The organism is Limobrevibacterium gyesilva (genome assembly GCF_025989185.1).
In the GTDB taxonomy this organism is placed as follows: domain Bacteria; phylum Pseudomonadota; class Alphaproteobacteria; order Acetobacterales; family Acetobacteraceae; genus Limobrevibacterium; species Limobrevibacterium gyesilva.
In genome coordinates this window covers 22,897-33,646 of sequence record NZ_JAPDNT010000041.1, presented here as the reverse complement: position 1 = coordinate 33,646, position 10,750 = coordinate 22,897, and the positions used below count along the sequence as shown (strand labels likewise).

Genomic DNA, 10,750 nt, shown 5'->3' with positions numbered 1-10,750 from the left:
CTCGGCGCGGTCCAGCACGGCGGTGGCGGCGGCGATGCGGCGCGGCCCGCCGGGGGCGGCCGCCCAGCCGTCATCGATCACCAGCAGAACCGGCCCGCCGCCCGGCAGCCGGCCGCCGGCATCCAGCACCGGACGCGCGAGGCCCAGGATCACCAGCGCCGCCGCCAGGATGCGCAGCGCCAGCAGCCACCAGGGCGTGCGCGCCGGGGTTTCCGCGGTGGCGGTCAGGCCCAGCAGCAGGCGGATCGCCGGGAAGATCTCGCGCCGCGGCGCCGGCGGCGTCACCCGCAGCAGCCACCACAGCAGCGGCAGGCTGGCGAGCGCGAACAGCACCCAGGGCGAGGCGAAAACGATGGGCCATCCGAAGATCATCGGCGCCCCGGCTCCGGCGCCAGGGCGGTGTACAGCCCCAGCAACGCGGCTTCCGGCGGGTGGTCGGTGTGATGGACGGAGAAGCCCCAGCCGGCGGCCGAACAGATCGCCGCCAACCCCTCCTGCTGGGCGGCCAGCCGCTTCACGTAGGCCTCGCGCACGCCCTCGACGCGCGGGATCAGGGTGTGCTGCTCGCGCTCAAGCCCTTCGAAGCGCACCCGGCCTTCATAGGGCAGCAATGCCTCGGCGGGGTCCAGCACCTGCAGCATGTGGCCGGTGACCGGGATTGCGGCCATGCGGCCGACCACGGCCTGCACCTGCTCCAGCGGCGCCAGCAGGTCGCCGATCAGCACGGCGCGGGAGTGCCGCGGCAGCACCGTGTCCGGCGGCAGGCCCGCCGCACCCGGCGCCGCGTCGTCGCGCAGGTGCTGCACCTGTTCAGCGAGCCGGTCGAGCCCGGTGACGGCACGGGCCTCGGCGCCGATCAGCCGCACCCGCTCGCCGCCGCGCAGCAGCAGCGAGGCCAGCGCCAGCAGCAGCAGTTCGGCGCGCTCGATCTTGGATGTGGCGGCGGCCTTCGAGCGCCAGCGCATGCTGGGCGAGCCGTCGCGCCACAGGCAGACGGTCTGCGCCGCTTCCCATTCGGTCTCGCGCACATAGGCGCGGTCGGAGCGGGCGGACTGGCGCCAGTCGATGCGCCCGGCGGCGTCGCCGGGCAGGAACGGGCGGAACTGCCAGAAGCTGTCGCCCTGGCCGACGCGCCGGCGGCCATGCACGCCCTGCGCGACGGTCGCCGCCACCCGCTGTGCGGCCACCAGCAGCGGCGGCAGCCGCGCGCCGAGGGCTTCCGCCCGCCGCGCGGAGACCGCGCTGTCCCCGGACCGGGAGGGGAGGATCACTGTCGTGCCTCTGGCGCGCGGGTCATCGTCGCGCCTCCGGTGCGCGGATCATCCCAGGCGCTCCACCAGCCGGCCGATGATGTCTGCCAGCGCCACGCCGTCGGCGCGGGCGGAGAAATTCAGCGCCATGCGGTGGCGCAGCACCGGCGGGGCCAGGGCCACGACGTCGTCGATGCTGGGGGCGAGGCGGCCGTCCAGCAGCGCGCGGGCGCGGCTGGCCAGCATCAGCGCCTGGGCGGCGCGCGGGCCGGGGCCCCAGGCGACATGCTTGCGCACCGCCTCGTCGTCGCTGGACTCCGGCCGGCCGCCGCGCACCAGGTTCAGGATGGCGTCCACCACGCTTTCGCCCACCGGCACGCGGCGGATCAGCGCCTGCCCGGCCATCAGCTCCTCGGCGGTCAGCGCCTGCACCGGCTTGGCCTCGGCGGCGCCCGTGGTGGCGATCAGCATGGCGCGCTCGGCGGCGAGGTCGGGGTAGCCGACCTGGACTTCCAGCAGGAAGCGGTCGAGCTGCGCCTCCGGCAGCGGATAGGTGCCTTCCTGCTCGATCGGGTTCTGGGTGGCGAGCACGTGGAACGGGCGCGGCAGCGGGTGCTCCACGCCGCCCACGGCGACGCGGCCTTCCTGCATCGCCTGCAACAGGGCGGACTGGGTGCGCGGGCTGGCGCGGTTGATCTCGTCGGCCATCAGCAACTGGCAGAACACCGGGCCGGGCACGAAGCGGAAGCTGCGCCGCCCGTCCGGCGCCTCGTCCAGCACCTCGCTGCCCAGGATGTCCGCCGGCATCAGGTCCGGGGTGAACTGCACGCGCTTGGAGCCGAGGCCGAGCACGGTGGCCAACGTCTCCACCAGGCGGCTCTTGCCCAGGCCGGGCACGCCCACCAGCAGCACGTGCCCGCCGGACAGCAGGGTGATCAAGGTCTGGTCCACCACCTCCTGCTGGCCGTAGATGGCGCGGCCGATCTGCGCGCGCACGGCGGCGATGCGGGCGCCGAGAAGTTCGACCTCGGCGAGGATATCGCCGGAAGGGGGAGGGGTCAGAGGGGTCGCACTGGCCGACATCATCTGGGTCCTTCGCGCGCGGCGCTGATCAAATGGGGACTGGCGAACACTGTGCCACTTTCACTCTCGGGGGGATGCTACCTATATCGGCAAACGCGGCGTAAGGCTGTTACAGGAAATGGTTCGGCGCGGGACGGCGACCAGTCGCAGGCGGAGCGGGGAAACGCGGGATTGAACGACGCGATACGTGGCACGAGCGAGGCGATGGGCGGCGGGGCGGCAACCGGCGGCCAGGTGACGCCCGGCGTGAAATCCGCCCCGGTGGGCGGTCGGCCGCCGCGCGTTCCGTTCGAATGTGGCGATCTGCCATTCCTGATCAAGCGTGACGGCACCTGGATGTATCGCGGCAGCCCGATCGGCCGGAAGGAATTGGTGTGCCTGTTCGCCTCGGTGCTGCAGCGCGAGGCGGACGGCAGCTTCTGGCTGCAGACCCCGGCCGAGCGCGGCCGCATCGAGGTCGAGGACGCGCCCTTCGTCGCGGTGGAGCTGGATTGGACCGGGGTCGGGCGGCAGCAGACGCTGACCCTGCGCACCAACGTGGACCAGCTGGTGACCGCCGGAGCCGAGCATCCGATCCGCATCGCGCACGATCTGTTGACCTGCGAGCCCACGCCCTACCTGCATGTGCGCCCCGGCCGCGGCCGGCTGCCGATCGAGGCCCGGATCGGCCGCGCCGTGTACTATGAGCTGGTGGCCCTGGCCGAGCCGCATGTCGTGCACGGGCGGCGGATGCTGGGCGTATGGAGCTGCAACTGCTTCTTTCCGCTGGGCGAACTGCCGCCGGGCGAGGATGGCTGCGGATGCACGGAGTGATCGTGGCCGGAGCGACCCCGAGTGGCGCAGACCGCGAAAGGTCTGCCTAGATCGTGGATGCCGCCGAACTGCGGGTGCGGCTGGCCGCGCCCTACGACCTGCCAACCCCCGCGCGCACCACGATCGAGGTGAAGGACCCGCCGGCGATCGGCGCCGCTTCCGGGTCGGACGACGCGATGGACCTCGTCAGCGGCGCGCTGGTGCCGGCCGCGGTGCTGGTGCCGTTCCTGCTGGGGGCCGAGCCCGGGGTGTTGCTGACCCGGCGCACGGCGCATCTGACCAAGCACGCCGGCCAGGTAAGCTTCCCCGGCGGGCGCATCGACCCCGGCGATGCCAGCGCCGAAGCCGCGGCACTGCGCGAGGCCCGCGAGGAGATCGCGCTCGATCCCGCGCAGGTGGAGCTGGCCGGCCGGCTGGGCGACTACGTCACCGGCACCGGCTATCGCATCACCCCGGTGCTGGGCCTGCTGCCGGAGGGGTGGGACCTCGCGCAGCTGCATCTGGCGCCGTCGCCGGATGAGGTGGCCGAGGTGTTCGCGCTGCCGCTGTCGGTGCTGCTGGATCCCCGGGCGCCGCAGCGCCGGCGCGCGCATTATCGTGGCCGCTGGCGGGAATTCTGGGTCTGGCCGCATCCGGAGCATTATATCTGGGGCGCAACGGCCGCCATCCTGGTGCATCTGGCCGCCCGCCTGCGGGAGCCCTGATGCTGCGCTTTACCGAGCTTGGCCTGTTCCTGGTGCCCTTCGCGCTGTTCGTGACGTGGCGGATCATGGGCCCGCGCACGCCGCCCAGGCTGGTCTGGGCCGCCGCGGTCGCGGTGCTGGTGATGGCGGCCGGCACGATGTGGTACGGCCTGAACCGCCGGATCGACCGCAGCGAGGCCTACGAGCCCGCGCATCTGGAGGATGGCCGGATCGTGCCGGGCCACGGTGTGCCGAAGGTGCCGCATGACCCGCCCCGCTGACATGGCCGAGGCGCCGGCGCTGCGGATTGCGCCGCCCGATTTCGTGGCCGACCCCGCCGTGCACGCGGTGCTGGCGGCGCTGCCGCGGGCGCGGCTGGTGGGCGGCTGCGTGCGCGACGCGCTGGCCGGGCGCGCGGTCGCCGACATCGACCTCGCCACCCCCGACCCGCCCGACGCAGTGACGCGCGCGCTGACCGGGGCCGGGCTGCGCGCCGTGCCGACCGGGCTGGACCACGGCACCGTCACCGCCGTCTCCGGGCATCGCGGCTTCGAGGTGACGACGCTGCGCCGCGACGTCGCGACCGACGGCCGGCACGCCGTGGTGGCCTACACCGATGACTGGCGCGAGGACGCGGCGCGGCGGGACTTCACCATCAATGCGCTGTCGATGACGGCGGACGGGGCGGTGTACGACTATTTCGGCGGCATCGCCGACCTGCGCGCGGGCCGGGTGCGCTTCGTCGGCGACGCCGCGACCCGGATCGCCGAGGACTATCTGCGCATCCTCCGCTTCTTCCGCTTCCATGCGCGCTTCGGCACCGGCGCGCCGGACCCGCAGGCGCTGGCGGCGATCGATGGCGCCGTGCCCGGCCTCGCCCGGCTCAGCGCCGAGCGGGTATGGAGCGAACTGAAGCGCATCCTGGCCGCACCCGATCCGGTGGCGTCGGTCGCGCTGATGCGGCGCCTGGGCGTGCTGGATGCCGCGCTGCCGGAAGGGGCCGACCCCGAGCGCCTCGCCCGGCTGGTGGCGACCGGGGCGCCGGATGACCCGCTGCTGCGGCTGGCCGCCTTGCTGTCGGGCGATGCGCTGGCCGTGGCCGAGCGGCTGCGCCTGTCCTCGGCCGAGCGCGACCGGCTGGTGGCGCTGCGCGCCGGCCCTGCTCCCGCGCCCGATGCCGACGACGCCACGCTGCGGCGGATGCTGGCCGACACCTCGAAGCCGGTGCTGACCGGCCGCGTGTGGCTGGACGGCGGCGATGCCGGGCTGCTGGCGCGGCTGGCGGACATGAAGGTGCCGGTGTTCCCGCTGCGCGGCCGCGACCTGGTGGCCGCCGGCGTGCCCGCAGGCGCGGCCATGGGCGCGATGCTGCGCGCCCTGCGGGCCTGGTGGATGGAGGGCGGCTGCACCGCCGACGCCGCTGCCTGCCGCGCGGAACTGCAGCGGCGGCTGCAGGCGTAGGCCGTTCGCTAACCCTCCAGCGCCGCCAGCACCGGCGCCACGGGGATGGCCGCCATCTCCGGCGCTCCCCAGTCCTGTGCCCGCAGGATGGTGAGGCTGGACGCCCAGGGGGCGAACTTGGCCGGGTCGGTGGGGCCGAACAGGGAGACCATGCGCACGCCGGAGGCCGCCAGCATATGGCCGCCGCCGCAATCGCCGGCGACGGCGGCGGCGCAGCGGCCGGCCAGCGCGATGGTCAGGTCGGGACCGGCGGCTTGGCCGAGCGCGGCGGCCTGCTGCAGCGGAAACCGGGCGCCGGGCAGGGTGGCGGCGAGGGGGGCGTGGGTGTCCTGTTCGTCGGGCCCCAGGATCATCACCGGCACCTGGCCGCGGGCGATGAGGGCGCGGGCGAGCTCCACATGCCGGTCGAGCGGCCACGCCTTGTGCTTGCCGCCGGCGCCGGTGGCCTGGGCGACGTAGCAGGGGCCGGCGGGAAGCAGCGATGCGGCCAGGGCTGTGACCGCGGGCGCGAGGCCCAACGGCCCGTCGGTGACGGCGGGCCGGCCGGTGGCCAGCTCCAGCAGGTCGAGCAGGCGGCGGATCAGCCAGCGCGGCTTGCGGTAGCCCAGGCGCGGCCAGCGCCCGGACAGCAGGTAGCCGCCGGCGGCGGAGACGAAGCGGCGTGGCCGCAGCCAGCGCAACGCCAGCGTGGTGCCGACATGGCTCTGCGTGTCGATCAGCAGGTCGATGCGGCGCGGGCCCAGCGCGTCCGCGAGGCCCTTGCCGACGCCGCATTGCTCGATCACCCGGTCCAGCAGGCCCGGCATCATCGGCGCCAGCGCGCCGGCGAAGGCGCTGCGCCCGCGGCCGGCGACCCAGATCAGCTCGCCGTCCGGAAAGGCGTGGCGCATGGCGCGGACCAGCGGCAGCTTGATCAGCGCGTCGCCGACGAGGTCGAGGTCCACATAGGCGACGATACGGGGATTGGCGGGAAGGTTGGCGGGCATGCATGCGTTCTGCCCAACTCGGTCCCGGAAATGAAGGGGTGGGCGCCGCACATGGCGAAACTGGCGGGGCGCGCGCTGGACTGATACACGGCCCGGCCATGGATGCCACGCCCTCTGCCCTGTCGCCCCCCGCCGTTGCTGATGGCATGCGTCCGCTGCTGCTGCGGCTGTGGCGCGAGTATGTCAGCGCCTATCGCGGCCGGCTGGCCGTGGTGGTGGTGCTGACCGTGCTGCTGGCCGGCGTGCAGGCGCTGTACCCGATCGTGATCGACCGCGCCTTCGAGATGTTCGCCAACAAGGACCGGCGCATCCTCTACCAGGTGCCGGTGCTGGTGGTGACGGTCACCGCGATCAAGGCGCTGGTGCAATACCTGCAGAGCATCACCGTGCAGAACGTGGTCATGCAGGTGATCCGCGACCTGCAGAACACCATGTTCCGCCACCTCGTGCATGCCGACCTCGCGCGGGTGGAGCGCGAGGCGCCGGCGCAGCTTGCCGCGCGCTTCACCACCGATGCGGTGACCATCCGCGAAGCCATGATCCGCGCGGTGAACGGGGTTGGCGACGCGGTCGGTCTGGTGGGACTGGCGGCGTCGATGCTGTGGCTGGACTGGCAGCTCAGCCTGATCGCCGCGTTGCTGTATCCGCTGGCGGCAATCCCGGTGCAGCGCATCGGCCGGCGCATCCGCGGGGCCTCGGCGCGCATGCAGGAAACCACCGGAGAGGCCGCGGCGCTGCTGAACGAGAGCTTCGGCCAGGCGCGCACGGTGCGCGCCTACCGGCTGGAGGGGGCCGAGACGCAACGGGCGCAGGCGGCGTTCCAGCAATTGTACCGCTCGCTGATGCGCATGATCCGCGGGCGGGCGCGGCTGGACCCGCTGCTGGAGGTGCTGGGCGGGGCGGCGGTGGCGGCCGTGATCGGCTTCGCCGGCTGGCGCGCGGCCACCGGGGCGAGCGGGCTGGGCAATTTCACCGGGTTCGTGACGGCGCTGCTGATCGCCTCGCGGCCGCTGCGCGCGCTCGGCAACCTCAACGCGGCGCTGCAGGAAGGGCTGGCCGGGCTGGTGCGCTGCTTCGCCGTGGCCGACGAGCGGCCGCGCATCGTCGATGCGCCTGGCGCGGTGACGCTGCCGCCCGGGCACGGCGAGGTGGCATTCGAGGACGTGTATTTCGCCTATCCCGACGGGCGCGCGGGGCTGCGCGGCCTGAGCTTCGTTGCTCGCCCCGGGCTGACGGTGGCCCTGGTGGGGCCGTCCGGCGCCGGCAAGTCCACCGCGCTGGCGCTGATCCCGCGCCTGCACGAGGCGACGGCCGGGGCCATCCGGATCGACGGCGCCGATGTGCGCGCGGTGACGCTGGCGAGCCTGCGCGACGCCATCGCCTATGTCGGCCAGGACACGCTGCTGTTCGACGACACCATCGCCGCGAATATCCGCATGGGTCGGCCCGGCGCCACCGATGCCGAGGTGGCGCAGGCCGCCCGGGCCGCCGCCGCCGCGGATTTCATCGCCGCCCTGCCGCAGGGCTACGACACCATCGTCGGCCCCGGCGGCGGGCGGCTGTCCGGCGGCCAGCGCCAGCGCGTGACGCTGGCGCGCGCGCTGCTGCGCAACCCCCGCATCCTGCTGCTGGACGAGGCCACCAGTGCGCTGGACGCGGAAAGCGAGGCGCTGGTGCAGCAGGCGCTGATCGAGCTGCGCAAGGGCCGCACCACGATCGTGGTGGCGCATCGCCTGTCGACCGTGCGCGACGCCGACCTGGTGGTGGCCATGGCCGATGGGCGGGCGGTGGAGCAGGGCACGCATGCCGAGCTGATGGAGCGCGACGGGCTGTATTCCCGTCTGGTGAAGACGCAATCGTTGCTGCAATAGTCCCTGATGGAGTCGTTCCTGCCCACCGTCGGGCTGTCGTTGGCGGTCAGCCTCGGGGCGACGGCGCTGGCGGCCGCACTCGGCATTCCGCTGGCTGCCGTGCTGGCGATGGTTCCCTTTCCCGGCCGCCGCGCCGTGGTGGTGGCGGTGAACGCGCTGCTGGGTCTGCCGCCGGTGGTGGTGGGGCTGGTGCTGTATCTGCTGCTGTCGCATGCCGGGCCGCTGGGCCGGCTGGGGTTGTTGTTCACGCCCGGCGCGATGGTGGTGGCGCAGGCGATTCTGGCCACCCCGATCGTCGCGGCGCTGGCGCATCGGGCGCTGGAGGCGCGCTGGGTGGAGTTCGGCCGCACCCTGCAATCCTGCGGCGCCAGCCGGCTGCAGGCGCTGCCGCATCTGCTGGCGCTGAGCCGCCGCACGCTGACCACCGCCGTGCTGGCCGGCTTCGGCCGCACCGTGTCCGAGGTGGGCGCCGTGCTGATCGTGGGCGGCAATATCGCCGGCTACACCCGCGTGATGACCACGACGATCGTGCTTGAGACCAGCAAGGGGAACCTGGAGCTGGCCCTGGCGCTGGGCTGCGTGCTGATCGGCATCAGCGTGACAGTGAGTGCCACCGTGCTGGCTTTGGGCGAGGGAAAGCGATGAGGGCGATTCTGGCGGCGCTGGCCATGCTGTGCTGGGTAGGCGCGGCGCAGGCCGAGTCGATCGTGCTGGCGTCCACCACCTCGGTGGAGAATTCCGGGCTGCTGGCGCGCATCCTGCCGGTGTTCACGGCGCAGACGGGGATCGACGTGAAGGTGGTGGCGCAGGGTACCGGCCAAGCGCTGGCCACCGCGGCGCGGGGTGACGCCGACCTGGTGCTGGTGCACGACCCCGAGGCCGAAGCGGGCTTCATCGCCGCGGGCCACGGCATCCTCCGGCGCGAGATTGCCTGGAACGATTTCCTGCTCGTCGGCCCGAAATCCGATCCGGCCGGGATCGGCGGATCGAAGGACGCCGTGGCGGCGCTGAAAGCCGTGGCCGCCGCCCGCGCCCCGTTCGTCTCGCGCGGCGACAACAGCGGCACGGATGCGCTGGAGAAACGGCTGTGGAAGCTGGCCGGCATCGATCCCGCCGGGCAGGACTGGTACCGCGATATCGGCGGCGGCATGGGGGCGGCGCTGAACGTGGCGGCCGGGCTGGACGCGGTGACGCTGACCGACCGGGGCACCTGGCTGGCTTTTGCCAACCGGCGCAACCTGGTGGAGCTGGTGCGCGGCGATGCGCGCCTGCTGAACCGCTACGACGTGATCCAGATCAACCCGGAAAAACATCCTTCGGTGAAGGTGGAACCGGCGCGGCGCCTGGCCGAGTGGCTGGCCGGCCCGGTGGGGCAGGCGGCGATCGGCGCCTATGTCGTGGCCGGCGAGCAGCTGTTCCACCCGGACGCGGACGCGCCGCATCCGTGATCATAGCGGGGTCATAAAGGATGACCCCGCTATGATTCTTGGTTTTGCGCGATGCCGGCATCAGGGCCACCGCGCTTCCGGCGGCAGGCTCATCAGGATGGCCTCGACATTGCCGCCGGTCTTGAGGCCGAACAGGGTGCCGCGGTCGTGGATCAGGTTGAATTCCACGTAGCGGCCGCGGCGGACCAGCTGGTGCTCGCGCTCCTCCGGCGTCCATGGCGCGTGCATGCGGGTGCGGACGATGTCCGGATAGATGTCGAGGAAGGCCTGGCCGACATCGCGGGTGAAGGCGAAGTCGGCGGCGGCGTCGCCGGAGAAGTGGTGGTCGTAGAAGATGCCGCCGGCGCCGCGCGGCTCGTTGCGGTGGGGCAGGAAGAAGTAGCGGTCGCACCACGCCTTGAAGTCCGGGTAATAGGCCGGGTCGTGGCGGTCGCAGGCGGCGCGGAAGCTGGCGTGGAAGCGGGCGGCGTCGGCCTGCGACTCGGGCGTGTCGAGACGCATGGGCGTGAGGTCGCCGCCGCCGCCGAACCAGCCTTTCGTGGTGACCAGCATGCGCGTGTTGAAATGCGCGGCCGGCACCAGCGGGCTTTGCATGTGCGCGACCAGTGAGATGCCGCTGGCCCAGAACCGCGGGTCCTGCTCGGCGCCGGGGATCTGGCTGCGGAATTCCGGGCTGAACTCGCCCCAGACGGTGGAGACGTTGACGCCGACTTTCTCGAACACCCGGCCGCGCATGACGCTCATCACGCCGCCGCCGCCGGGCGTGCCGTCCGGCGTGGGGCGGTCCCAGGCGGTGCGGGCGAAGCGCCCCGGGGCGCGGTCGGCGAGGGGGCCTTGCTGCGCGTCCTCGATCGCCTCGAAGGCGGCGCACAGGCGGTCGCGCAGGGTCTCGAACCAGCCGCGGGCGGCGTCTTTCAGGGCGATGTGCGGCGGGGCGGGAATGGCGTCGGGCATGGGGCGGGTTCCGGGCTGGCTGGGGAAGCGGGCGTGCAAGCTAGACTGTGCAGACGGCATGTTGCAGGGGCGAAGTGCGGGGCCTAGAATGGCGCACTAGTGTTGGGATTTCCCGGCAAGAGGTCGAGTCTGGCCGCCAGGTGGTGCCACAAGGTGCCGCCGGGCCGGTGATTCGTCGCATGTCGGCCCTATGTCTGGCGG

Annotated in this window: 12 protein-coding genes; 7 read left to right on the top strand and 5 right to left on the bottom strand. The window is 73.1% G+C overall.

All coding sequences use genetic code 11. The features are described 5' to 3' along the window. From OL599_RS23855 to OL599_RS23845, 3 genes are all read right to left on the bottom strand, one after another. Positions 1-372: BatA domain-containing protein (locus tag OL599_RS23855; RefSeq protein WP_264716543.1), on the bottom strand; the 372-nt coding region annotated here is incomplete at its 3' end. Then, positions 369-1,271 carry a DUF58 domain-containing protein gene (locus OL599_RS23850; protein WP_264716542.1) on the bottom strand — a complete coding sequence of 301 codons (903 nt, stop codon included), beginning with the start codon at positions 1,269-1,271 and terminating at the stop codon, positions 369-371. The genes OL599_RS23855 and OL599_RS23850, both read right to left, overlap by 4 nt. A gap of 48 nt (positions 1,272-1,319) precedes the next feature. Continuing rightward, entirely contained in the window at positions 1,320-2,336 is a 1,017-nt protein-coding gene (locus OL599_RS23845; RefSeq protein ID WP_456306718.1) for an AAA family ATPase, read from the bottom strand. Between the two features lie 201 nt (positions 2,337-2,537). Here OL599_RS23845 and OL599_RS23840 point away from each other — a divergent pair, with 201 nt between their 5' ends. Genes OL599_RS23840 through OL599_RS23825 form a run of 4 tightly spaced genes read left to right on the top strand, consistent with a single transcriptional unit; the run spans position 2,538 to position 5,290 of the window. Next, positions 2,538-3,146: a DUF1285 domain-containing protein gene (locus OL599_RS23840; RefSeq protein WP_408886987.1), complete on the top strand. Its 609-nt coding sequence runs from the start codon at positions 2,538-2,540 to the stop codon at positions 3,144-3,146. A gap of 53 nt (positions 3,147-3,199) precedes the next feature. Further along, positions 3,200-3,850, top strand: a complete 651-nt coding sequence (locus OL599_RS23835) for a CoA pyrophosphatase (protein ID WP_264716539.1) — start codon at positions 3,200-3,202, stop codon at positions 3,848-3,850. Beyond that, positions 3,850-4,110 carry a DUF6111 family protein gene (locus tag OL599_RS23830; protein ID WP_264716538.1) on the top strand — a complete coding sequence of 87 codons (261 nt, stop codon included), beginning with the start codon at positions 3,850-3,852 and terminating at the stop codon, positions 4,108-4,110. The genes OL599_RS23835 and OL599_RS23830 overlap by 1 nt, the downstream gene beginning before the upstream one ends. Continuing rightward, a complete protein-coding gene (locus tag OL599_RS23825; RefSeq protein WP_264716537.1) occupies positions 4,094-5,290 on the top strand; it encodes a CCA tRNA nucleotidyltransferase in 1,197 nt (398 codons plus the stop codon). Before OL599_RS23830 ends, OL599_RS23825 begins: the two co-directional genes overlap by 17 nt. Positions 5,291-5,298: 8 nt before the next feature. Here OL599_RS23825 and OL599_RS23820 read toward each other — a convergent pair whose 3' ends face one another. After that, positions 5,299-6,276: a glycosyltransferase family 9 protein gene (locus tag OL599_RS23820; protein WP_264716536.1), complete on the bottom strand. Its 978-nt coding sequence runs from the start codon at positions 6,274-6,276 to the stop codon at positions 5,299-5,301. Between the two features lie 146 nt (positions 6,277-6,422). Between OL599_RS23820 and OL599_RS23815 the strand changes: the two genes are divergently transcribed. Genes OL599_RS23815 through OL599_RS23805 form a run of 3 tightly spaced genes read left to right on the top strand, consistent with a single transcriptional unit; the run spans position 6,423 to position 9,595 of the window. After that, a complete protein-coding gene (locus OL599_RS23815; protein ID WP_264716535.1) occupies positions 6,423-8,147 on the top strand; it encodes an ABC transporter ATP-binding protein in 1,725 nt (574 codons plus the stop codon). A 6-nt stretch (positions 8,148-8,153) separates the two neighbouring features. Next, positions 8,154-8,792 (top strand): ABC transporter permease, encoded by a 639-nt coding sequence (locus tag OL599_RS23810; RefSeq protein WP_264716534.1) that lies wholly within the window; start codon positions 8,154-8,156, stop codon positions 8,790-8,792. After that, positions 8,789-9,595 (top strand): substrate-binding domain-containing protein, encoded by an 807-nt coding sequence (locus OL599_RS23805; protein WP_264716533.1) that lies wholly within the window; start codon positions 8,789-8,791, stop codon positions 9,593-9,595. Before OL599_RS23810 ends, OL599_RS23805 begins: the two co-directional genes overlap by 4 nt. A 60-nt stretch (positions 9,596-9,655) precedes the next feature. Here OL599_RS23805 and hemF read toward each other — a convergent pair whose 3' ends face one another. Continuing rightward, entirely contained in the window at positions 9,656-10,549 is an 894-nt protein-coding gene (gene hemF / locus OL599_RS23800; protein ID WP_264716532.1) for an oxygen-dependent coproporphyrinogen oxidase, read from the bottom strand. Positions 10,550-10,750: the final 201 nt, after the last annotated feature.